This is a genomic window from Streptomyces sp. NPDC029041, assembly GCF_040637515.1.
In the GTDB taxonomy this organism is placed as follows: domain Bacteria; phylum Actinomycetota; class Actinomycetes; order Streptomycetales; family Streptomycetaceae; genus Streptomyces.
This window is the reverse complement of the sequence record NZ_JBEZWO010000002.1, coordinates 53657-75206: the sequence shown is the minus strand read 5'-3', so window position 1 is coordinate 75206 and position 21550 is coordinate 53657. Positions and strand designations below refer to the sequence as shown.

General features: G+C 71.4%; 21 protein-coding genes. 5 read left to right on the top strand and 16 right to left on the bottom strand.

Features of this window, described 5'->3' with window-relative positions; genetic code table 11:
- Positions 1 to 75: 75 nt before the first annotated feature.
- Together AB0F04_RS03935 and AB0F04_RS03930 are read right to left on the bottom strand one after the other, a co-directional pair.
- The gene (locus tag AB0F04_RS03935) at positions 76 to 1221 is read right to left on the bottom strand and encodes a serine hydrolase domain-containing protein (RefSeq protein WP_362037496.1); all 1146 of its coding nucleotides are present in this window, start codon (positions 1219 to 1221) and stop codon (positions 76 to 78) included.
- The gene (locus AB0F04_RS03930; RefSeq protein WP_362037494.1) at positions 1218 to 3785 is read right to left on the bottom strand and encodes a M14 family zinc carboxypeptidase; all 2568 of its coding nucleotides are present in this window, start codon (positions 3783 to 3785) and stop codon (positions 1218 to 1220) included. The genes AB0F04_RS03935 and AB0F04_RS03930 overlap by 4 nt, the downstream gene beginning before the upstream one ends.
- A gap of 198 nt (positions 3786 to 3983) precedes the next feature.
- On the opposite strand from AB0F04_RS03930, the gene AB0F04_RS03925 reads away from it, so the two are divergent.
- On the top strand, positions 3984 to 4820 hold the full coding sequence (locus tag AB0F04_RS03925; RefSeq protein WP_362037493.1) for an EI24 domain-containing protein: 837 nt from the start codon (positions 3984 to 3986) through the stop codon (positions 4818 to 4820).
- Here the strand turns inward: AB0F04_RS03925 and AB0F04_RS03920 are convergent.
- From AB0F04_RS03920 to AB0F04_RS03905, 4 genes are all read right to left on the bottom strand, one after another.
- Positions 4771 to 6003 (bottom strand): pyroglutamyl peptidase, encoded by a 1233-nt coding sequence (locus AB0F04_RS03920; RefSeq protein WP_362037491.1) that lies wholly within the window; start codon positions 6001 to 6003, stop codon positions 4771 to 4773. The genes AB0F04_RS03925 and AB0F04_RS03920 overlap by 50 nt on opposite strands.
- A gap of 201 nt (positions 6004 to 6204) precedes the next feature.
- Positions 6205 to 6684: a hypothetical protein gene (locus AB0F04_RS03915; RefSeq protein ID WP_362037488.1), complete on the bottom strand. Its 480-nt coding sequence runs from the start codon at positions 6682 to 6684 to the stop codon at positions 6205 to 6207.
- A 488-nt stretch (positions 6685 to 7172) separates the two neighbouring features.
- The gene (locus tag AB0F04_RS03910) at positions 7173 to 8144 is read right to left on the bottom strand and encodes an aldose epimerase family protein (protein WP_362037486.1); all 972 of its coding nucleotides are present in this window, start codon (positions 8142 to 8144) and stop codon (positions 7173 to 7175) included.
- Between the two features lie 27 nt (positions 8145 to 8171).
- Positions 8172 to 9059: an SGNH/GDSL hydrolase family protein gene (locus AB0F04_RS03905; RefSeq protein WP_362037483.1), complete on the bottom strand. Its 888-nt coding sequence runs from the start codon at positions 9057 to 9059 to the stop codon at positions 8172 to 8174.
- Between the two features lie 259 nt (positions 9060 to 9318).
- On the opposite strand from AB0F04_RS03905, the gene AB0F04_RS03900 reads away from it, so the two are divergent.
- Complete coding sequence (locus AB0F04_RS03900) at positions 9319 to 9813, top strand: DUF3145 domain-containing protein (RefSeq protein WP_362037481.1); 495 nt, start codon at positions 9319 to 9321, stop codon at positions 9811 to 9813.
- 145 nt (positions 9814 to 9958) lie between these two features.
- Here AB0F04_RS03900 and fabF read toward each other — a convergent pair whose 3' ends face one another.
- The 5 genes from fabF to fasR all read right to left on the bottom strand — a co-directional run bounded on the left by fabF (position 9959) and on the right by fasR (position 14897).
- Entirely contained in the window at positions 9959 to 11230 is a 1272-nt protein-coding gene (gene fabF / locus AB0F04_RS03895; RefSeq protein ID WP_362037480.1) for a beta-ketoacyl-ACP synthase II, read from the bottom strand.
- Between the two features lie 85 nt (positions 11231 to 11315).
- Positions 11316 to 11564, bottom strand: coding sequence for an acyl carrier protein (locus tag AB0F04_RS03890; protein ID WP_003989952.1), 249 nt, complete (start codon positions 11562 to 11564; stop codon positions 11316 to 11318).
- An 81-nt stretch (positions 11565 to 11645) separates the two neighbouring features.
- A complete protein-coding gene (locus AB0F04_RS03885) occupies positions 11646 to 12647 on the bottom strand; it encodes a ketoacyl-ACP synthase III (RefSeq protein WP_362037478.1) in 1002 nt (333 codons plus the stop codon).
- 25 nt (positions 12648 to 12672) lie between these two features.
- A complete protein-coding gene (locus AB0F04_RS03880) occupies positions 12673 to 13602 on the bottom strand; it encodes an ACP S-malonyltransferase (protein WP_362037476.1) in 930 nt (309 codons plus the stop codon).
- Positions 13603 to 13691: 89 nt separating this feature from the next.
- Positions 13692 to 14897, bottom strand: coding sequence for a fatty acid biosynthesis transcriptional regulator FasR (gene fasR, locus AB0F04_RS03875; protein ID WP_362037474.1), 1206 nt, complete (start codon positions 14895 to 14897; stop codon positions 13692 to 13694).
- A 59-nt stretch (positions 14898 to 14956) separates the two neighbouring features.
- Between fasR and AB0F04_RS03870 the strand changes: the two genes are divergently transcribed.
- A complete protein-coding gene (locus tag AB0F04_RS03870) occupies positions 14957 to 15610 on the top strand; it encodes a pirin family protein (protein WP_362037471.1) in 654 nt (217 codons plus the stop codon).
- Between the two features lie 14 nt (positions 15611 to 15624).
- On the opposite strand, the gene AB0F04_RS03865 is transcribed toward AB0F04_RS03870, so the two are convergent.
- Positions 15625 to 16440, bottom strand: a complete 816-nt coding sequence (locus AB0F04_RS03865) for a serine hydrolase domain-containing protein (protein ID WP_362037470.1) — start codon at positions 16438 to 16440, stop codon at positions 15625 to 15627.
- A gap of 18 nt (positions 16441 to 16458) precedes the next feature.
- Positions 16459 to 16929 (bottom strand): GNAT family N-acetyltransferase, encoded by a 471-nt coding sequence (locus tag AB0F04_RS03860; RefSeq protein WP_362037468.1) that lies wholly within the window; start codon positions 16927 to 16929, stop codon positions 16459 to 16461.
- A 98-nt stretch (positions 16930 to 17027) separates the two neighbouring features.
- Here AB0F04_RS03860 and AB0F04_RS03855 point away from each other — a divergent pair, with 98 nt between their 5' ends.
- Positions 17028 to 17492 (top strand): MerR family transcriptional regulator, encoded by a 465-nt coding sequence (locus tag AB0F04_RS03855; RefSeq protein ID WP_362037467.1) that lies wholly within the window; start codon positions 17028 to 17030, stop codon positions 17490 to 17492.
- Positions 17489 to 18505, top strand: a complete 1017-nt coding sequence (locus AB0F04_RS03850) for an aldo/keto reductase (RefSeq protein WP_362037465.1) — start codon at positions 17489 to 17491, stop codon at positions 18503 to 18505. Before AB0F04_RS03855 ends, AB0F04_RS03850 begins: the two co-directional genes overlap by 4 nt.
- Before the next feature lie 97 nt (positions 18506 to 18602).
- Here the strand turns inward: AB0F04_RS03850 and AB0F04_RS03845 are convergent, their stop codons facing one another.
- The 3 genes from AB0F04_RS03845 to AB0F04_RS03835 form a co-directional block, all read right to left on the bottom strand.
- Positions 18603 to 19463: a DUF4429 domain-containing protein gene (locus tag AB0F04_RS03845; protein ID WP_362038642.1), complete on the bottom strand. Its 861-nt coding sequence runs from the start codon at positions 19461 to 19463 to the stop codon at positions 18603 to 18605.
- A 66-nt stretch (positions 19464 to 19529) separates the two neighbouring features.
- On the bottom strand, positions 19530 to 20741 hold the full coding sequence (locus AB0F04_RS03840; RefSeq protein WP_362037463.1) for an alpha/beta hydrolase: 1212 nt from the start codon (positions 20739 to 20741) through the stop codon (positions 19530 to 19532).
- Between the two features lie 73 nt (positions 20742 to 20814).
- Entirely contained in the window at positions 20815 to 21447 is a 633-nt protein-coding gene (locus AB0F04_RS03835; protein ID WP_362037461.1) for a TetR family transcriptional regulator, read from the bottom strand.
- Positions 21448 to 21550 lie beyond the last annotated feature (103 nt).

Here is a 21550-nt window from a genome sequence, read left to right as displayed (position 1 = left end):
CGCTCGTTGCGTACGCGGAGGCCGCACCCTTGGACGTGGGGTGCGGCCTCCGTCCGTGCCCGGGCCCAGGGCGCCTCAGAGGGCGAGCGCCGCCGTGTGGACCGCCCGCGCCAGCCGGCCGTTCTCCGGGGCCGCCCCGCCGGGGAAGGCGAACCGGCGGCGCGTGTAGCCGTAGGCGAGGCCGCTCCACGGGTCGGCGAAGGCCTGGGAGCCGCCCGCGCCGCTGTGCCCGATCGTCCCGGCACCCAGGAACGGGTGCCACGTGTCAGCGGTCATCTGGAAGCCCAGCCCGAACGACTTGTGGGTCCGGGCCACCAGGTCGTAGCCGGTCGAGTGGACCTGACCGAACTCCGCCACCGTGTCCGGCTTCAGCAGCGCCGGCTGTTCGCCCACCCCGCTGATCGCCGCCGCGTACATCCCCGCCAGGCCCCGCGCGGACGCGACCCCGCCCACCGACGCCGGGCCCTTCGCCCGGATCAGCGGCATGTTCGGAAGGGAGACGAGGTCGGTCGGCTCGGCCGCGTTGCCGTTGAACGCGATCGAGGCCAGCGCATGCGGGCCCGTCGGCGTGGCGTCGAGCACGGCCTGCTGCTCGGGGGTCGGGTCCATCGGCTGGGTGGTGCGGAAGCGCGGTTCCCCGGGGGCGGGCAGGCCCAGGTGGAGATCCAGCCCGTACGGGACCCTGATCCGTTCGCGGTAGACCTCCTGGAGGGCGCGGCCGGTCGCCCGGCGCACGACTTCCCCGGCCAGGGCGCCGGCGACCAGCGCGTGATAGCCGAACGCCGTGCCGGGGCGCCAGAACGGCCTCTGGTCGGCGAGGCGTTCGGCGAGCTGGCGGTCGTCGGCCAGCTCCGCGAGCGTGAAGCCGGTGTCCGTACCGACCACGCCCGCCCGGTGCGCCAGCAGGTCCCGCAGCGTCAGGGCGCCCTTGCCCTCGGCCGCGAACTCCGGCCAGTAGTACGTCACCTTGCGGTCCAGTTCGAGCGTGCCGTCCTGCACGAGCAGGGCCACGACCAGGTACGCGGCGCCCTTGGTGGACGAGAACACACCGTAGAGGGCGTCGGCGTCGGTCCCCGCCCACAGGTCGACGACCTTCCGGCCGCGGACGTAGGCGCACAGCTGCCCCTCGTAGTCGGTCCGCTCCCCGGCGACGAACGCGGTGAACTCCTCGCGCACCGCCTCGAAGCCGTCCGCCACGCTGCCGTGGATCTCCCGCGTCATCCGCTCTCCTTGACTGAAGCGCTGTGTGCCACTGTGATCAAAGCCCTTGCCACCTGCGAGAATTCCCCCTTGGGGTGGTCCCGGAAAAGTGGTTCGGTGCCGAACAGGACCGTGTGGTCCCCGCTGACGACCGAGGCCTGCCCGGCGGCCGCGGCGGGACCGCCGGAGCCGTCCCGCAGCGGCCGCCAGTGCCCCGAGACCAGTGGGTTGCCGGTCGCGTACGACTGCTCCACGCGGACCCCGGGGCCCGGTTCGGTGAACCAGAGCGGGGCGTAGACGAAGCCGCGGTCCGGTGCGTCCCGCGTGATGCCGCCGGAATTGCGCACCCGCACCACGCCGTTCGCGTCCGCGTTGCCCTCCACCGGCTTGACCGCCAGCCGCCCCGCCGCCGCGTTCAGGGCCGCTCCCGCGACGCCCCGACCGACCAGGCCGTGCCCGTCCAGGAAGGCGTCCAGGGCCTCCCGGGCGGGTTCGGTGAGATCCGCGCGGTCCAGGCCGGCGGACACGAACAGCACGTCCGCGCCCGACCAGTCGAAGCCCGCGTTCAGGACGGCCGTCGAGACCGGCGTGACGTCGAAGCCCATCTCCCGCAGGGCGAACAGCTCACCCGGGGTGACGGCCGCGGCGACGCGCAGGCGGTGCAGCGGTGCCGTGCCGGACTGCCGCGTGGCCGTGAAGGAGACGTCGTGCGTGCGGGCGGCCGTGCGCGCCTCGCGGCGGGCCGACGCCGGGACGATCGCGCTGCCGTCCGCCGCCCGCCGGACCGCGACGCCCTGCCGGAGAAGGGAGTTGAGGGCGGCGATCTCGCGCGGATCGGTCAGCCGCAGCCGCAGGCCGCCGTGCGCGGGCACGTGCGCGACCGGTGCCGCCTCGCCGACCGGGCGCAGGGGCGCGCCCCGCAGGCTGCCCGACGGCACCCGCTCGACCGTGGCGCCCCACAGACTGCCCAGGCTCCAGCCGGAGATGTCGTACATCACCGAGACCTTGCCGCTGATGTCCCGGCCGTCGGCCAGCAGCGCGTTCGCCATGCCGCGCTTGGGCTGGTGCAGGTCGACGACGTGCGAGCCCCGGGGGTACGTCCGGCCGGCCAGCCGGAAGGCGCGGGTGGCGCGGGTGACGCGGACGTCGTTGGCCAGGAGGTGATCGACCAGGCGGGCGGCGGCAGGTCCCGGACGACGGCTGCGGGCGTCACCCGGCGGGATCACATAGGCGCGCGGGAACGTCGTCGTGTAGACGTCCTCCGGGCCGATGCCGGGAACGCCCGGCACCGTCTCCGGGGACACCGGCACCTGCGCGGCACCCGCCGCGCCGCGCCGGAACATCTCGATCTGGTCGGTGATCAGGGTGCCGCGGTGCTCGCGCACATGGTTCAGCGTCGCGCGGATCGCCGCGCCCGCCACGGCCGTGTTGACCGCCGAGCGGCGGCGCAGCTCGGGGACGGGCAGCTCCTCGTACTCCTCGTTGTTGACCGCCAGCGGGATCTCCACCGTGTGGGCGGCCACCGTGCCGTGGAAGGCCGCGTACTGCGGGGTGAAGATCGGCGGCCAGTCGTCCCAGCCCTCCTCCTGGTCGCGGAAGGGGATCTGGGCCGCCTCCACGCCGTCCTTGGCGGGCGTGTAGCCGAGGGCGTTGACCGCGGACTCCATGCCGAGGGCGTTGGCGTAGCTGTTCTTCAGGAAGAGGTCGTACTCGTAGTTCTCGCCGTGCGGGGGAGTGGTGGGCTCGATGAGGGTGCCGTTGACGTAACCGTGCAGGTCGAGCAAGACGGCGGGCTGCGTGCCGAGTTCGATCTGCCGCATCGCCCGGGTCTCGGGCTGGGAGGCGGTGACGAAGTCCCGGTTGAGGTCGAAGCCGTTCGCGTTCGCGCGGGTGCCGGCGATACGGCCGTCCGGGTTGGCCGTGACGTTGAAGTACAGGCGGCTGTGCGCGAGGAGGTCCCTGGTCCTGGCGTCCTTCGCCGTGGCGAGCTGCTCGATGACCTTCAGGGACGCGTCCGTGCCCTCCCACTCGTTGCCGTGGATGTTGCTGTTGACGAAGACCGGCGTCTTGTAATCGCGGGTGATCTCACGGGACTTCGCCGCGGTGGCGGGAGCGTTCTCGATCAGCTCGCGCATCCGCTCCTGGGCGCGGGCCTGCCGGGCGGTCTCCGGGGCGGTGACGGTGACGAGGTAGAGGCGGTGGCCGCCGGCCGAGCGGCCCGTCACCTCCACGCTCACCCGGTCGCCGAGCCGCTGCAGGGCGTTCAGCTTCGGCGCGATCGCGTGGTACGGCGTGAGCCCCAGCTTCAGGGACTTGTCGCCGGGGTTCTCCGGGTCGGGGGAGAGGGCCAGGCGGCGGGGGTAGGAGCGGGTGGCGGCGGTGGTGGGGGCGTCCGCGGTCAACGCGCGTCGCGCCGCGCTCGCGGGAGCCCGTGCCGCCCGGTCGTCCACGGCGGAGCCCTCGCGGGTGACGGGTAACGGATCGGCGCCGGCGGGGCCGGGGGCGAGCAGGAGCGAACCCGCCGCGGCGAGGGCCAGGGCGGCGATCAGTGCAGGTCTCGCAGGAACGCTTCTCTCGGTGCGCACGCGTACCTCCTCCTGGGGTTTCCTGAGATCGGTACGGCGAGGTGTACCGGTTCGACTCAACGGCAACAAGAGCGCGTTGGTCTCACCCGTGACCCGGATGGCTCTCACCGGCGTGTCCGGCCTGACCTGGGCGACCCGTGACAGCGGTGTGACCGGAGCGCGTCAAGAGCGCGACACGGGCCCGGATAGGGTCTTCCCATGCGCGATCTAGGGACGGGTTTCCGGTACCTCCTGAAGGGCCAGCGATGGGTGGCCCGGCACGGCAGGCAGTACGGCTTCGGGCTGCTCCCGGGGCTGATCACGCTCGTCCTCTACGCGGCGGCGCTCGTCTCGCTGGCCCTGTGGGGCGAGGACCTCGTGGGCTGGGCGACGCCGTTCGCGGACGACTGGTCCAGCCCGTGGCTCGGACTCTTCCGCGGCTTTCTGACCGTCGTGCTGTTCGCCCTCGGCCTGCTTCTGTCCGTCGTGACCTTCACCGCGGTGACCCTGCTGATCGGGCAGCCCTTCTACGAGAACCTCTCCGAGAAGGTCGACCGGGACGTGTCCCCGGACGGGCACGCCCCCGAGTCGGGGCTGCCGTTGTGGCGGGAACTGTGGATCTCCGCCCGGGACAGCCTCCGGATCGTGGTGCGGGCCGCCCTGTGGGGTGTGCTGCTGTTCGCGTGCGGCTTCATCCCCGTGGCCGGGCAGACGGTCGTCCCCGTGATCGGCTTCTTCGTCACCGGGTTCTTCCTCACCGAGGAACTGACCGCCGTCGCCCTCCAGCGCCGCAGCGTCGAACTGCGCACCCGCCTCACGATGCTGCGCTCCCGCAAGACCCTGGTCTGGGGCTTCGGCACGCCGCTCGCCGTGGCGTTCCTGGTGCCGTTCGTCGCGGTGTTCCTGATGCCGGGCGCGGTGGCCGGCGCCACCCTCATGGCACGCGACCTGCTGGGCGAGGACATCCGCGAGGGCGGCGAAGAAGACGACGAGGGCGACGGGGCAGCTAAGACGCTTCCGCAGCCACCTTCAGGATGGCCCTCACCTGGGCGATGATGTCCAGCCGGTTGCGCACGAACTCCGGATCGGTGATCTCGGTGGTGTTCCCGGCGCCGAACTGCAGCACCGGCGTGTGCACATGCCCGCCCGGCAGCGTGTCGTGCAGCCCGAGCCGGTCGCGCAGCAGGGTGGCCCGGTAGGCGATCTCGTTGGAGAGGTAGTCCCCGCCGCCGCCCGCGCGAGCGGTGGAGCCGGGCGTGGGCCCGTCGGGGCGTACGACGGGCTGGGAGGCGCCGGCCGGGATCTCGGTGACGCTCGTGTTGTCGTACACCGGGAAGCGGCCGGTGCTCGCGGCGACGATCGCCGCGTGGGGCAGCGTGGTCGTCGTCCACTGCGGCTGCGAGGCCGGGTCGGCGACCGGCACGGTCCCGGTGCGGCCGATGGTGTCGTTGTCCGCGAAGCCGCCCCGCCAGGCCCCGTTGGTCCGCTCGATGTCGAACCGCCCGATGCGGCCCTGGCTGACCGTCGTGAACAGGTCGGCCTTCGGCAGGTACGGCCGCAGGGCCCGCTCCACCGTGCCCTCGGTGAAGTCCTGCCAGCGCACCGGGAACACGGCCGTCTCGATCCGGGCCGGACCGTGCGCCGTCTCGATCACCGTGCCGTCGAGGGCCAGTGCGGTGGCGCCGGACGGGTTGGAGATCCGGATGTCCCGGTCGAGCGTGAACGGGTCGAAACCGGTGAGCAGGATCCGCTTCAGACCCTCGCCGTGCGGATACCGGATGGCGCTCTGGCCCCGCGAGGTGCGCTCCAGCTCGTCCAGCAGCCCGGCCCGCTGGCCGTCCGCCAGGCCGAACGCGGGCTGCCAGGTGCGTACTTCACGCGTCATGCCGAGCCGCGCCCAGTACAGCGGCCGGTCGTCGTCCCGGCTGAGGGTCCCGACGGCCGGACCGCGCCCCTGCGCCCGGTCGACGGCATGCTGCCACAGCCGCGAGCCCTCGCGCGTCACCGCCCGCCGGGCCTGCCCGTAGGAGCGGGCCGAGTCGAGGGCCCTGGCCAGCCGGGGGGCCAGGGCGTCGAAGCCGGAGCGGCGCAGGATCTCCTGAGGGGCGGCCCGGTCCAGCCGCCGCTCCTCGACGGTGGGAGAGGGGGCCGCCGGGGCGGCGCTCGCGGCCGTCGGGGTGGCGAAGCCGGTCAGCAGGGCGAGACCGAGCAGGCCGAGGCGAACGCTTGGGGATATCAAGGGTGTTCAGGCCTTCCGTCGCGGTGGGGGGTCGGTGCCGGACGGCCGCAGTATCGCGTGACGCGCGGGGTCCACGCCATGGGTGGGGCTCAGGCGGGGACCCTCGCCGTCGCCTCTCGACCGACCGGTACCAACTGTCAGGCCTAATCCCTTGTCAGGCCACATCCCTGTCGCTGTCGTGTGGCGCGCCCCGTGACGGGGTCAGCCCTGGTCCTCCGACGAGGGGTAGATCCGCCACAGCTGGGAGAGGTTCGGTCCGCCCCACATGCGGGTGAGTCCCACCAGCCGGTCGTTGCCCTGAAGGTGGTCGGCGATGGCCAGGGCGTAACGCGGGTGCACGACCGAGACCATGTAGTAGTCGTTGCCTCGTTCCGCGTGAGAGACCAGCCGCCAGTGCTGGTTGAGGCTGTCCGTGCGCTCCCGCAGGGTCACCACGTCGGGCGGGTTGGCCCCTGCCGTGAGGCAACGGTGGTTGGCGTACGACTCGATGCGCACGGTGCCGTCGCTGTTCTGCCGCAGGAACCACCGGTGCGAGTTGTTGTCCTTGGCGAACGGGTCCTGTGCCCAGGTCTGGGTGTGGTTGCCGACACCGTCGTGCCAGTCGTTGCACATGAAGTAGGTGCCGGTGACGTGGTGGGTCATCGTCACCGATCCGCCGGCGAGCAGTACAAGGTCGGTCATGTCAGTGCTCCTCAGCCTCGAAGTCCTGCAGGAGAGGGCGCCCCTGAAACTCAGCGTAACCAACCGGCTGTTGTTCCTCAGCATGGCGAACCGGTCGTTTCACGAGGTGAGGGGCTGTCTGGGAGTGATCGAACGGACAGACAGCGCGACTCGAACCCGTTGACAGGGCGTCACCCACACGCCGCACACGCGGCGCAGTGTGGTGGCAGCGCACCGAGGCGTCCTCACGGATGCGGACGACCGCAGGCGGCCTGCCCGAGCGGCAGGAATGGGAAACCGACAGCCGTCCTGACAAGGCGGCTGTCTCAGAATCTTGCGGCCGTACCCCGCTTGTGAAGGGTTCGTACGAGATCCGGGCCGGACGCTCGATCACGGACCGCGGGATCACTGCCGCGATTAACGTCGGGTACGGGACACGTTCCCCGCCGAGCGGCCCCGGTCCGGGACCTGACCTCCGGACCGGGGCTCTTGGCCTGTCATGGGCCCCCTCAGCGGGTGCCGAACCCGTACACCGTCTCCGAGCGGAACACCTCGCCCGGCCGCAGCACGGTCGTCGGGAACCGCGGCCGGTTCGGCGAGTCGGGGAAGTGCTGGGTCTCCAGCGCGATGCCGTCGCCGGGCGCGAAGGGCTCGCCCAGATGGTCGGCCGTGTACAGCTGGAGGCCCGGCTCGGTGGTCGCCACCGTCAGCACTCGCCCGGACGCCGGGTCGTGCAGCTCGGCCACCTCCACCGGGTCGTCCGTCACGCCCTTGTCGAGCACGAAGTTGTGGTCGTAGCCGGAGCCGGTCTTGCGGGACTCGCGGAAGTCGAACCGCGTCCCGGTCACGTCCTCGGGGCCGCCCGTGGGGATCAGATCCGCGTCGACCGGCGTGTACCGGGAGGCGGCCAGCCGCAGCTCGTGGCCGCCCGCCTCGCCGGAACCGGCCAGGTTGAAGTAGCTGTGGTTCGTCAGGTTCACCACGGTCGGCGCGTCCGTCACGGCCTCGTACGCGATCCGCAGCGCGCCGCTCTCGTCGAGCGTGTACGTCGCCCAGACCTCCAGCCGCCCCGGGAAGCCCTCCTCGCCGTGCGGGCTGATCCGCGTCAGCCGCACCCCGTGCGCGACCGGCTCCGCCTCCCACACCCGCTTGTCGAAGCCGCGCGCTCCACCGTGCAGCGAGTTCGGCCCGTTGTTCGGTTCCAGTGCGTACGTCCGGCCGTCCAGGGTGAACCGGCCGCCGGCGATCCGGTTGGCGTACCTGCCGACCAGGGCGCCGAGGTACGGCTCCGGATGGGCGAGATACCCGTCGAGATCCGGGAACCCCAGGACCACGTCCCCGGCCCGGCCCTCCCGGTCCGGCACCTCCACGGACTGCACGATCCCGCCGTACGACAGGACCCGCACCCGTACGCCCGCCCGCTCCAGGGTCCAGCGGTGCACCGGGGTCCCGTCGGAAAGTGTTCCGAAGAGTTCGTTCATGTGCGGAACTCTAAGTCAGGGTTCGGGTCAGGGCTTCTTCGCGGTGACGGTGCGGTACGCGATCTCCGCCAACCGGGCCTGTCCGTTCACACTGGGGTGGAAGTAGTCCCAGCGGCTCAACTGGGCCGTGCCGAAGCGGTAGTCGTACACCGCGCCCCCGTCGTAGCGGCACCGCTTGTCCTCGGCACAGACCTCCTCCAGGACCTTGTTGTAGTCCTCCACCCGCTTCTGCACCGTGTCCCGCCGCAGGGTCGCCGCCGGGTCCAGGGCGTCCGCGTCGCCCAGCATCGACGGGCAGATGCCCAGCTTCCACACCTCCTTGCCCATCGGGCTGGTACGGCCCTCGGACCACAGCCGCTTCAGGTTCGGCACACTCGCCACGAACACCTGCGCCTTGGGCAGCGCCTTGCGCAGGGAGCGCAGCGAGTCCTCGAAGTCGGCACGGAAGGCGGAGACCGGAGTCATCGCCGAGGGCGTGGACCGGCAGGCGTCGTTCGCCCCCACCATCACCGTCACGAGCTGCGGTTCGCGCCGCACCGCCTGTGCGATCTGCCCGGGCAGATCGGCCATCCGCGCCCCGGTCACGGCGTAGTTCCAGCTCCGCCGGGCGGCCCCGGCCCTGCCCAGCAGCCGCACCGCGAGCGAGTCGACCTCGGGGCTGGCGCCGGTCGCCCAGGATGCCTCCGGACAGTCCGACAGCACGTCACACGCGTCGAACCCGCGCGTGATGGAGTCCCCGACGGCGGCGACGGAACCCGGGCTGCGGTCCCACAGGGGCGTGGGCTTGGGCGACGGCTCGGCGGACGCGGACGGGGCGGCGGAATCACCCCCCACGGCATCACACCCGGCGACCCCCAGCACGGCCGCTGCGACCACGGCCAGAACGCCCCGTGTGCGACGGCCCCGCTTCCGCATGCCTGCTCCATCCCCTCGCCACGCCGTGCCTGTCTCTCCCACCCATACCAACGCAAGACGGTTCCCGACCGATCAGGTGCAACGGCTCACACCCGTACAAGCGTCCCCATGGGTGAATGGCAGGCGTTTCCCGGCACCTGGACCGACGGTACGTCACACTCCTTGCGCCCCCGCACGGTAGCCTCGCCATCAACGTGACCCGCCCGGTCACAGCCGTTCCGCCCGTTTGCACCATGTCCCGCTCTGCCCGGAGGTTCCGGTGACGACACGTGGAGTTCTGTACGTGCACTCCGCGCCGCGCGCGCTGTGCCCGCACGTCGAGTGGGCCATCGCCGGGGTGCTCGGCACACGCGTCAGCCTGGACTGGATCCGCCAGCCGGCCGCCCCCGGCACCTGGCGCTCGGAGTTCTCCTGGCAGGGCCAGGCGGGTACGGCGTCCAAGCTGGCCTCGGCGCTGCGCGGCTGGCACCTGCTGCGCTTCGAGGTCACCGCGGAGCCCTGCCCCACCGCCGAGGGCGAGCGCTACAGCTGCACCCCCGACCTGGGCATCTACCACGCCGTCACCGGCATCCACGGCGACATCCTCATCCCCGAGGACCGCCTGCGCGCGGCACTGCACCGCAGCCGGCTGGGCGAGACCGACCTGGAAGCCGAGATCGGCAAACTCCTGGGCAAGCCCTGGGACGACGAACTCGAACCGTTCAGATACGCCGGAGAAGGCGCCCCGGTCCGCTGGCTCCACCAGGTGGTCTAGAGAAACCAGGGCGGCAACGCCCTTCGTTCAGGGGCGCGGGGAACTGCGCCGACAACCCCCACGGACCCGCACCCGGCACACCACCTCACAGAAACGGCGATGGCCCGAACCCCCTCAGGGAGTTCGGGCCGAACAACGCTCGGGATCAAACGGTCCGGAACGCCAGCACCACGTTGTGCCCACCGAAGCCGAACGAGTCGTTCAGCGCGGCGATACGGCCCTCCACGGGCAGCTTCCGGGCCTCACCCCGCACGACGTCGGCGTTCGCCTCGGCCTCGGGGTCCAGGTTCTCCACGTTGATCGTCGGCGGCGCCAGCCGGTGGTACAGCGCGAGCACGGTCGCCACCGTCTCCACGCCACCCGCACCACCCAGCAGGTGCCCGGTCATCGACTTCGTCGCGGACACCGCGAAGTGGTCGGCGTCGTCCCCGAACACCTTCCGCAGCGCCTTCAGCTCGGCGATGTCACCGGCCGGCGTGGACGTCGCGTGCGCGTTGACGTGCACGATCTCCGCCGGGTCCAGGTCGTTGCGGTCCAGCAGGTTCTGCAGGGCGTGCGAGATGCCCCGCCCCTCCGGCTCCGGCTGCACGATGTCGTGCGCGTCGGCGGAGATGCCCTGCCCGACCGCCTCGGCGTACACCCGGGCACCGCGCTTCGCGGCGTGCTCGGCGGACTCCAGGACGACGACACCGGCGCCCTCACCGAGCACGAAGCCGTCGCGGGCCGTGTCGTAGGGACGCGACGCGCCCTGCGGGTCGTCGTTGTTCTTGGACATCGCCATCATGTTGCCGAACGCGGCGATGGGCAGCGGGTGGATCGCCGCCTCCGTGCCACCCGCGACGACGACGTCGGCGCGGCCGGTGCGGATCATCTCGATGGCGTAGCCGATGGCCTCGGCGCCGGAGGCGCAGGCGGAGACCGGGGTGTGCACGCCCGCCCGGGCGCCCACGGCCAGACCCACGTTGGCCGACGGGCTGTTGGGCATCAGCATGGGCACGGTGTGCGGGGAGACGCGGCGGACGCCCTTCTCCTTCAGCACGTCGTACTGGTCGAGCAGGGTGGTCACGCCGCCGATGCCGGAGGCGATGACCGCGCCGAGCCGGTCGGGGTCGATGTCGGGGTCCTCGCCGGCCTTCGCCTCGAAACCGGCGTCGGCCCAGGCCTCCTTGGCCGCGACCAGCGCGAACTGCGCCGAGCGGTCCAGTCGGCGGGCCTGCGGCCGCGGGATGACCTCGGTCGGCTCCACGGCCACCGGGGCCGCGATCCTGACGGCCTGGTCGGCCGCCCAGTCCTGCTCCAGGGGCTTGACACCGGACTTGCCGGCGATCAGGCCCTCCCAGGTAGAGGCTGCGTCGCCACCCAGCGGTGTGGTTGCGCCGATACCGGTGACGACCACGGTGCGATTGGTCGAGCTCACGGGAATTCTTTCTCCAACGGATACGAGGATTCAGCGGCGCCACCGCCGGGTGGCGGGGCAGGCAGCCCCAGGGTGGATCGGAGGATCAGCCCTGGTGCTTGAGGATGTAGTCGGTCGCGTCGCCGACGGTCTTGAGGTTCTTGACGTCCTCGTCGGGGATCTTGACGTCGAAGCGCTCTTCGGCGGCGACGACGACCTCGACCATGGACAGCGAGTCGACGTCCAGGTCGTCGGTGAAGGACTTGTCCAGCTGGACGTCCTCAACCGGGATGCCGGCGATCTCGTTCACGATCTCGGCGAGACCGGCGACGATCTCTTCCTGAGTGGCGGCCATGTTGGCGCTCCTTCGTAGATATCCAGAGGGTGTGGCAGGTGTTTCCTCCCGTGCCGGATCGCATGATCCGGCACGGAGTGCCTAGGGGAGGGTAACGACAGTCGCGGCGTAGACGAGACCCGCCCCGAAGCCGATGACGAGCGCGGTGTCGCCGCTCTTCGCCTCGCCGGTCGCCAGGAGCCGCTCCATCGCGAGCGGGATCGAGGCGGCCGAGGTGTTGCCGGTGGTGCGTACGTCACGGGCGACCGTGACCGTCTCCGGCAGCTTGAGAGTCTTCACCATCGAGTCGATGATCCGCTCGTTGGCCTGGTGGGGAATGAAGACGTCCAGGTCCTCCGGGGAGACGCCGGCGACGTCCAGCGCCTCCTTGGCGACCTTCGCCATCTCGAACACGGCCCAGCGGAACACCGCCTGGCCCTCCTGCGTGATGGCGGGGAACTTGGCGACCTCGCCGGAACGGTAGTCCGTCCACGGCACGGTCTGCTTGATCGTCTCGGACTTGTCGCCCTCGGAGCCCCAGACGGTCGGGCCGATGGCGGGCTCCTTGGCCGGGCCCACGACGACCGCGCCCGCGCCGTCGCCGAACAGGAAGGCCGTCGCCCGGTCCTCCAGGTCGGTCAGGTCGCTGAGCCGCTCCACGCCGATCACCAGGACGTACTCGGCCGAGCCCTCGACGATCATGCCCTTGGCGAGGGTGAGGCCGTAGCCGAAGCCCGCGCAGCCGGCCGAGATGTCGAAGGCGGCGGCCTTCGCGGTTCCGAGCTTGTCGGCGATCTCGGTGGCGACGGCCGGGGTCTGCTTGAAGTGCGAGACGGTCGAGACGATCACGCCGCCGATCTGCTCGGCGGAGATCCCGGCGTCGGCGATCGCCTTGCCGGACGCCTCGATCGACATCGCGGCGACCGTCTCCTCGTCGTTCGCCCAGTGCCGGGTCTCGATGCCGGAGCGCGAGCGGATCCACTCGTCGGACGAGTCGATCGTCTCGAGGATCACCTCGTTCGGCACGACCCGGGTCGGGCGGTAGCCGCCGACGCCGAGGATGCGCGCGTACGGGGCGCCCTTGCTGGGCTTGATCTTCGCCATGCGGTCGGCTCCTTGGGGGCGGCGGTCAGGCGTGCTCGGCGATGAGCTCGCGAGCCGCGTCGAGGTCGGCGGGGGACTTCAGGGCCAGCGTCTTCACCCCGGGCAGGGCCCGCTTGGCGAGTCCGGTGAGGGTGCCGCCGGGGCACAGCTCGACCAGAGCCGTGACGCCGAGCTCCTTGAAGGTCTCCATGCACAGGTCCCAGCGGACCGGGTTGGCGACCTGGCCGACCAGGCGCTCCAGCACCTCGGCGCCGCCGGCGACGGTCCGGCCGTCCTTGTTGGAGACGTAGGTGACCTTCGGGTCGCCGGGCGCCAGGGCCTCGGCGGCCTTGGCCAGCGTGTCGACCGCCGGGGCCATGTGGTGCGTGTGGAACGCGCCGGCGACCTTCAGCGCGACGACCTTGCGCACGCCCTCGGGCTTGTCCGCCTCCAGCGCGGCGAGCTGCTCCTTGGTGCCGGCCGCGACGATCTGGCCCGCGCCGTTGATGTTCGCCGGGGTCAGGCCCAGCTTCTCCAGGTGCGGAACCGTCAGGGCAGGGTCACCGCCCAGCAGTGCCGCCATGCCCGTCTCCGTGACGGCCGCCGCCTCGGCCATGCCGAGCCCGCGGGTGCGGACCAGGCGCAGCGCCTCCTCGTGCGGGAGCACACCGGCGAGCGACGCCGCGGTGATCTCGCCGACGCTGTGACCGGCGATCGCGCCGACCTTCTGCGCCAGTTCCGCCGGGTCGTCGAACAGCACGTTCGCCGAGGCGAGTCCGGCCGCGACCAGCAGCGGCTGCGCCACCGCGGTGTCGCGGATCTCCTCCGCGTCGGCCTCGGTGCCGTAACGGATCAGGTCGATCCCCGCGGCGTCGGACCATGCCTCCAGGGCACCGCGGACACCGGGGAGGTCGAGCCATTCGGTCAGGAAGCCGGGCGTCTGAGCGCCCTGGCCGGGAGCGACGAGTACGAGCACTCTCACACTCTCTCTTGAGGACGGGCACAACCGCCCGTGGGGACAGGGACGAAGAACACGAGGGGGTTTTGTCGAGCCCCCACAAAACCTTAGGGCTGAGGATCTCCATCGACCAGACGCCCCAGGATCAGCGCGATCCGCAGGGTGAAGGCTGAGCGTACATCGGAGGGTGACCAGCCGGTGACGTCTGTCACACGTCGGAGCCGGTAGCGGACGGTGTTGGGATGGACGAACAGCATCCGGGCGGCGCCCTCCAGACTGCTCGCCTGTTCGAGATAGACGCTGAGGGTCTCCAGGAGGGCGGCGCCGGCCTCCTCCAACGGTCTGTAGATCTCCTCCACCAACTGCTCGCGGGCCGAGGGGTCACCGGCCATCGCCCGCTCCGGGAGCAGATCGTCCGCAAGGACCGGCCGCGGCGCGTCCTGCCAGGCGGAACACGCCTTCAGACCGGCCGCGGCGGCCTGCGCGGACCGGGTCGCGGCCAGCAGGTCCGGCACCACGGGGCCCGCCACGACCGGCCCGGCCGCGAACGGGCCGATGAGCGACTTGGCGACGGCCAGCGGGTTGTCGCTGCCGCCGGCGATGACGACCAGCCGGTCGCCGAGCACCCCGGTGAGCACCTGGAGCTTGGCGTGCCGGGCGGCCCGCCGGATCGCCTCGACCGTCAGTTCGGAGTCGCCGTCGGGAGCCGTGCCGAGCACCACACACACGTGTTCGGGTGAGTTCCACCCGAGCGCGGCGGCCCGGGACACGGCTCCCTCGTCGGCCTCGCCGCTGAGCACGGCGTTCACGACCAGGGACTCCAGCCGGGCATCCCAGGCACCGCGTGCCTCGGCGGCCTGGGCGTACACCTGGGCCGTGGCGAAGGCGATCTCCCGGGCGTAGACCAGCAGCGCCTCGCGCAGCACCCGCTCGTCGCCGGGGGCGGCGACCTCGTCGATCGCACTCTCCATGACCTCGATGGTGGTGCGCACCATCTCCACGGTCTGGCGCAGGGTGATCGCCCGGGTCAGCTCGCGCGGCGCGGTGCCGAACACGTCGGTGGAGATGGCCTGCGGGGCGTCCGGATGCCGGAACCACTCGGTGAACGCGGCGATGCCCGCCTGCGCGACCAGACCGATCCAGGAACGGTTCTCCGGGGGCATGGCCCGGTACCACGGCAGCGTCTCGTCCATCCGCGCGATGGCCTGCGCGGCGAGCGAACCGGACGACTTCTCCAGCCGCTTCAGCGTCGCGGCATGCGGATGGACGTCGCGGGCTGCGGCTTCGTTCTTGCTGGTTTCGGGTTCGGGCACGGGGACAAGACTGCCTTATCCGGACGGGAAGGTGGGCCGCAGGGCCTACCGTGGACTGCGTGATGGACGTCAGGCGCGCGCACGAGCGCTACCCCGGAGGGGACGCGACCGCAGGGATCGAGACGTGGCACGCCTTCTCCTTCGGGCCCCACTACGACCCGGACAACCTCCGTTTCGGCGCGGTGCTCGCGTGCAACGAGGAGCGGCTGGCGCCCGGAGCGGGCTTCGACGAGCATCCGCACAGCCACACCGAGATCGTGACCTGGGTGGTGGAGGGCGAGCTGACCCACCGGGACTCCACCGGGCACGAGTCGCTCGTCCGCCACGGCGACGTGCAGCGGCTCAGCTCGGCCGGCGGCGTGCGGCACGTGGAGCGCAACGACGGGCCCGAGCCCCTGACCTTCATCCAGATGTGGCTGGCCCCCCTCAGCCCCGGCGGCGACCCGTCCTACGAGGTCGTCCACGGCATCGCCGACTCCACGCCCTACGCCGTCCCCGGCGCCGGCGCGATGCTCCACGTGCGGCGCCTGGGGCCCGGCGAGCGGACGGCGGTGCCGGACGGGGCGTACGCGTACGTCCACGTCGTGCGCGGCGACGTCCGCCTGGACGGCGAGGAACTGGGCGCCGGTGACGCGGCCCGGATCACGGACGCCAAGGGGCTGGAGGCCGAGGGCGTGAGCGATGCGGAGCTGCTGATCTGGGAGATGGCTTAGGGGCCGGGCCCGTTCTAGAGCTCGGCCAGCACCGCGTCGGTGAACGCCGGCCACGCCTCGGTCGCCCACGGTCCGAACGCCCGGTCCGTCAGCGCCACGCAGGCCGCTCCCGCGTCCGGGTCGACCCACAGGAACGTACCCGACTGCCCGAAATGCCCGAAGGTGCGCGGCGAGGACGAGGAGCCCGTCCAGTGCGGCGACTTGGAGTCGCGGATCTCGAAGCCGAGCCCCCAGTCGTTGGGGTTCTGGTGGCCGTACCCCGGCAGGACGCCCTTGGAGCCCGGGTACTGCACGCTCATCGCCTCGGCGACCGTACGCGGGTCCAGCAGCCGCGGCGCCTGCACCTCGGCCGCGAACCGCAGCAGGTCCTCCACCGTCGACACGCCGTCCTTGGCCGGAGAGCCCTCCAGGGTCGTCGAGGTCATGCCCAGCGGCTCCAGCACGGCCTGCCGGAGGTACTCCCCGAACGGGATGTCGGTGGCCTTCGTAATGTGGTCGCCCAACTGCTCGAAGCCGGCGTTGGAGTACAGGCGCCGCTCTCCGGGCGCGGCCGTGACCCTGTGCTCGTCGAAGGCGAGGCCCGAGGTGTGCGCGAGCAGGTGCCGGACCGTCGACCCGGCGGGGCCGGCGGGCTCGTCGAACTCGATGGCGCCCTCCTCGTACGCGACGAGCACCGCGTAGGCGGCCAGCGGCTTGGTCACCGACGCGAGCGGGAACCGCTGCCCGGCCGGTCCGTGGGTGCCGAGGACGGTGCCGTCCGCTCGTACGGCACCCGCCGCGGCGGTGGGAACCGGCCAGTTCTCGATCAAGGCGAGGCTCTTCAGCGACATGCGTGCGAGCCTATGCGCTCAGAGCGTGAGTTCCAGCAAGGGGTTGGGCCTGGGCCGGAACCCGAGGGAGATGTACAGCGGCTCGGCCTCCGGGGAGGCGGTGAGCTGCACGCGCCGGACACCGCGTTCGCGGAACCACTCCAGCAGCGCCGACGTGCACGCCCGCGCGTAGCCGCGGCGCCGGGCGCCCGGGTCGGTGGCGACGCTGAACACGAAGCCCACCATGCCCTGCGGGTCGCCCGCCTTGCCGATGCGGTAGTCGATCGTCCCGGCCACCAGGCAGGCCAGCGACCCCGGCCGCTCCGGGTGGTCCACGACGAACGCCGTGAAGTCTCCGTCCGAATCCCCCAGTTGGGCCCTCAGCGTGGGGAGGGACTCCCCGTGCCAGGCGATGGAGGGATCGGAGGCGAACACCGAGTCGATCATGACTTGGCGCAGCCGCAGGACTTCTTCGGCGTCTTCGGGAACGGCGCGACGTACAGCACTCATGAGTCCGTACGCTAACCAGCCGGATCCGGAAAGGTCCTGCCGATTTCTTACCCTCGGCGCTTGCTTGGAGTGCACTCCAGGGTTTTAGCGTGGGGGCCATGACGGTGATGGAGACCACGGGGACCAGGACCGACACCTGCGCCGGCCCGCCGCAGCAGAACCGGCGCCCGGACGGCGACGACCACTACACGATCAGCGAGGTCGTCGCCTTCACCGGCCTGACGGCACACACCTTGCGCTGGTACGAGCGCATCGGCCTGATGCCGCACATCGACCGGTCCCACACCGGCCAGCGCCGCTACACCAACCGTGACCTCGACTGGCTCGACCTGGTCGGCAAGCTCCGCCTGACGGGCATGCCGGTCGCGGACATGGTGCGGTACGCGGAACTGGTGCGCGAGGGCGACCACACCTACGCCGAGCGCTTCGAGCTGCTGAAGACGACCCGTGAGGACGTCCTGGCCAGGATCGACGAACTCCGGGGCACACTCGCCGTGCTCGACCGGAAGATCAGTTTCTACGCGGACGCCGGGCGTGCCCTGGCGTCGGAGAGGTCCCGATGACGGACGGCAGGATCACGACGGCGAAGCTCGGCGACCACGGTCCCGAGGTGAGCGTCCAGGGCCTGGGCTGCATGGGCATGAGCTTCGGTTACGGCCCCGCGGACGCGGACGCGTCCCGGGCCACGCTCGAGCGCGCGCTCGAACTGGGCGTCACCCTCTACGACACGGCCGACGCCTACGGCGCCGGTGAGAACGAGCGGTTCCTCGCGCCGTTCTTCAAGGCCCACCGCGACGAGGTCGTGATCGCCACGAAGTTCGCCCTGTCGATCCCTCCGGACGACCCCACGCGCCGCGTCATCCGCAACGACCCGCCCTACATCCGCCAGGCCGTCGAGGCGAGTCTGAAGCGCCTGGACGTCGAGGCCATCGACCTCTACTACATGCACCGGCGCGATGTGAACGTGCCGATCGAGGAGAGCGTCGGCACCATGGCCGACCTGGTCCGCGAGGGCAAGGTCAAGCATCTGGGCCTGAGCGAGGTCACGGCCGGTGAACTGCGGGCCGCCCACGCCGTCCACCCCATCGCCGCCGTGCAGTCGGAGTGGTCGCTGTTCAGCCGTGACATCGAGACGCACGTCGTCCCCGCGGCCCGTGAACTGGGCGTGGCCCTCGTCGCGTACTCACCGCTCGGCCGGGGCTTTCTCACCGGCTCCTTCACCGATGCCGACCAGGACCTGACCGCCGGTGACTTCCGCCGTCAGCAGCCCCGCTTCACGGGCGACAACGCCACGGCGAACGCGACGCTGCTGGAGCTGATCCGGTCGGTGGCGAAGGCCCATGACGCGACCCTGGGTCAGATCGCCCTGGCCTGGGTCCAGCAGCAGGCGACGATCCACGACCTCCCGGTCGTCCCGATCCCGGGCACCCGCAAGCCCGGCAGGCTGGAGGAGAACACGGCGGCGACCAGGATCGTCCTCACCGACGAGCAACTGGACCTGCTGGACGGCATAGCGGCCCAGGTGGCGGGCACCCGGTACGCGGACATGACGTTCACTTCGGCGGGCCGCGAGTAGCGCAGCGCCCTCAGGGGCGCGTCCTCGGGGGCGCGGGGAACTGCGCGATCAACCACGCACGCACCCGCGCCCGCTCACGGCGAGGTTCTGGCAGACGCTAAAGCTCCGCCAACAACTCGGCCTTTTTGACCGAAAACTCCTCATCCGTCACCAACCCGGCCTGATGCAACTCACCCAGGTGGCGAATCCGCTCGGCGATGTCCGCGGGATCACGACGCGGCCCGCCCGCCGGCACGGCCGGCACCGGACTGGACGTCCGCACAGCGGCCAGCACCGCGGCAGCGAACGGCAGCGACTCGTGCACGGGGCCGTACCCCAGCCCGAACACCACCGCGGCAGGATCCAGATCGGCCTGGGTCGGCGCCGGCACCGCCGCATCCCGGCGCAAAAGCCGCAAATGCCCCTCGAACACCTCCGGCGACCGCCACTCCACCCCGTTCAGCTCTCCTACGGGGAAAGTCTGGTCGCCGGCCTTCCACTTCGCCGACGACGCCCCCGTCCAGAACCACCGGAAGTTCACGGTCCGTCCGTCGAAGGTCGCCTTCCCGTCGTACGCCTTGAACGACAGCGGCCCCTCGGGCGGCTTCACGAGGAACCGGTCGGCGGGCCCGGACTCCGTCAGCAGGCCCCGCAGTTCGTCGGCGTAGTACTCCGCGAGGACCTCGCGCTCGGCGGGCAGCACCAGCCGGTAGGGGTCGACGTTCTCCTTCAGCTGCCCGGCGGCCGCCTCCAGCAACGGGTCCGCCCCCGGGCGCGGCTCGACGCGCAGCACGACCGTGCCGCGCTTCCCGCGGGTCAGGGTCACCCCTGCGATCGCCTCCAGGGGCACACGCCGTTCCCCGAGGGCCTGGAAGAGCTTCGGTGTTCGAATCCCCCGTTCGTAGCGGATGAGCACGGAGTCGGACTCGAACTCCCAGGCGGCATGCAATCCGGCCAGTACGTCACCCATGCGGCTCATCGTATGCGGCACGCGCTCCTCCGTCCCCCTCCCGAGCAAACCGCAACTTCTTCGCCTCTACGCGCGTCAGGCCGCCGCCGTGCCGGACATACCGGTACGGCAGACGCCGTCTTCGTGCGCGCAGTGCACCGAGCGGTATGCGCCGACGCCGATCTCTGCGAAATTGAACAGACTTGCCGTTCCGGGCTCGAAGTAGCCCGCGTGACCCTTCGCGCCCGCCGCCGACAGCACCCGCGCGCCGAACCCCGCGGACACCGGATCGGCTCCGTGGCCCAGCCCGCCGACCTCCAGGTAGGGCACGTCCTGGATCCAGTCGTCGGAGTCCCGCATCGCCCACACCCGGGCCGTGGTGTGCAGCTGGGCTGCCTTCTCCACGCGCATGCCGGGGCTGCCGGCCACCGCGATGTCGGACACCCGGCCCGGCAGGGAGTGCGCGGCGACGCCGCACACCACGGAGCCGTAGCTGTGGCAGAACAGGGAGACCGGCGAACCGCCCGGCAGCGCCCGCACCAGCGCGTTGAGCCGTACCGCGCCCTCCTCGGCGCGCATCGCCGTCGCCGAGTCGATACCGAGTCCGCTCGGCGCCGTGTAGTCGGCCCAGGCGATCACGGCCGTCCGGGTCGACGGGCTCACCTGCCGCTCGGCCGCGTACAGGGACGTGGCCATGCCGACGGGGGCGGAGTACTTGCGCTGGGTGCGCTGGAAGGTCAGCAGGTTGGTGTCGACGCCGGGGACGACGACCGAGACCCGCTCCGCCGTGCGCAGATCACCGAAGACCTCCGCCACCCGGCCCGAACCCTCCGGGTCGAAGGCCAGGATGTGCCGGCCCGGCTCCATGAGGTCCTCGAAGCGGTGCATCCTGCGGCCCGCCTCGTGCTGCCCGGCCGCGGTGAGGCGCTTGTCGTGCATGCGTTCCCGCTCGACCTTGCGTGCCTTGGCGAGCGCGAGGTGGTTGGCGCGATAGCGCAGCTCGACCGGCGCGCCGTTCATGTTGCCCACCGCGAGCGGGTACGTGCGGACCAGGGTCGAACGGTCCCGCTCGGTGAGCGTGGAGAAGAAGCGGGCCAGCTTCGTCGGCTCGGACTGCGGGTCCGGCAGCCGGTGCCCGCCGATCCGGCCCTGCTCCCAGGCGGAGAGCGAGGCTTGGAGCGGCGTGGCGCCCCGCTGGTTGCGCAGGGCGGTCCAGCCGGTGGTCGCCAGCATCACGAACACGACGGCCAGCGCGAGCAGTGCGCGCCAGACGTTCAGTTGCTGCGGGGAGGTGTCGAAGGAAGTCACTGAAAGGACACACTAGGAGAACGAGAGGGTCTCGCGTTAACCAAGTGACCGGGATCACGTTTCGGTGGATCTGTTAAGGGGACCGCTCCGCACGCCAGTTCCCGGCCAGCGCGGGACCCACCTGATCCAGGTATGTCGTGGTGAGTTCGCGCATTCCGTCGAGGGTGACGTCGTCCCCCGCGGACCACAAGCGTTCGGTGACACGAATCACCCCGCTGAAGAGCGCGACGACGATCCTCGGCCGGGGGTCCAGGTTCATGTCGAGCCCCTCGCGCTCGGCGATGATGCACGCGAGCTGCTCCTCCAGCTCCGCCGACCGCCGCAGGTGGGCGGCGAGCAGCGCGGGCGTCGACTCGATCACCCGGTAGACGCGCACGTGGAGCTCGAGCGGCACGAGTTCCACGACGGCCTCGTTGATGGCGTCCCAGCTCTCCAGCACGGACCGGCGCAGCGCCTCCAGCGGCACCTCGTCCGGCGGGCGGGTGCGCAGGGCCTCGACGACGAGCGTCTCCGCGAGGCGCGGCACGAAGAAGGCCGTCTCCTCCTTGCCGGCGAAGTAGCGGAAGAAGGTGCGCTGCGAGACGTCCACGGCGGCGGCGATGTCGTCGACGGTCGTCTCCTCGTACCCGCGCGTGGCGAACAGTTCCAGCGCGGCCCGCAGCAGTGCGTCCCGGGTGCGCCGTTTCTTGCGTTCGCGCAGGTTCAAGTCAGGCCTCCCGTCCGAAGTGTTTGCGCAGTTCAGGCTATACGGGGGATGCCGTGTCGGAGGCCGGCCGGTGAATCTGTTTGTCAACTGTCAGTCGCTGACA

Coding starts and splice junctions, on each gene's coding strand:
- AB0F04_RS03865 (WP_362037470.1), bottom strand. CDS start 16,440: ATGTCGCTGAAGAGCCTCGCCTTGATCGAGAACTGGCCGGTTCCCACC.
- AB0F04_RS03855 (WP_362037467.1), top strand. CDS start 17,028: ATGACGGTGATGGAGACCACGGGGACCAGGACCGACACCTGCGCCGGC.
- AB0F04_RS03850 (WP_362037465.1), top strand. CDS start 17,489: ATGACGGACGGCAGGATCACGACGGCGAAGCTCGGCGACCACGGTCCC.
- AB0F04_RS03915 (WP_362037488.1), bottom strand. CDS start 6,684: ATGACCGACCTTGTACTGCTCGCCGGCGGATCGGTGACGATGACCCAC.
- AB0F04_RS03910 (WP_362037486.1), bottom strand. CDS start 8,144: ATGAACGAACTCTTCGGAACACTTTCCGACGGGACCCCGGTGCACCGC.
- AB0F04_RS03860 (WP_362037468.1), bottom strand. CDS start 16,929: ATGAGTGCTGTACGTCGCGCCGTTCCCGAAGACGCCGAAGAAGTCCTG.
- AB0F04_RS03845 (WP_362038642.1), bottom strand. CDS start 19,463: ATGAGCCGCATGGGTGACGTACTGGCCGGATTGCATGCCGCCTGGGAG.
- AB0F04_RS03885 (WP_362037478.1), bottom strand. CDS start 12,647: ATGGCGAAGATCAAGCCCAGCAAGGGCGCCCCGTACGCGCGCATCCTC.
- AB0F04_RS03890 (WP_003989952.1), bottom strand. CDS start 11,564: ATGGCCGCCACTCAGGAAGAGATCGTCGCCGGTCTCGCCGAGATCGTG.
- AB0F04_RS03925 (WP_362037493.1), top strand. CDS start 3,984: ATGCGCGATCTAGGGACGGGTTTCCGGTACCTCCTGAAGGGCCAGCGA.
- AB0F04_RS03935 (WP_362037496.1), bottom strand. CDS start 1,221: ATGACGCGGGAGATCCACGGCAGCGTGGCGGACGGCTTCGAGGCGGTG.
- AB0F04_RS03905 (WP_362037483.1), bottom strand. CDS start 9,059: ATGCGGAAGCGGGGCCGTCGCACACGGGGCGTTCTGGCCGTGGTCGCA.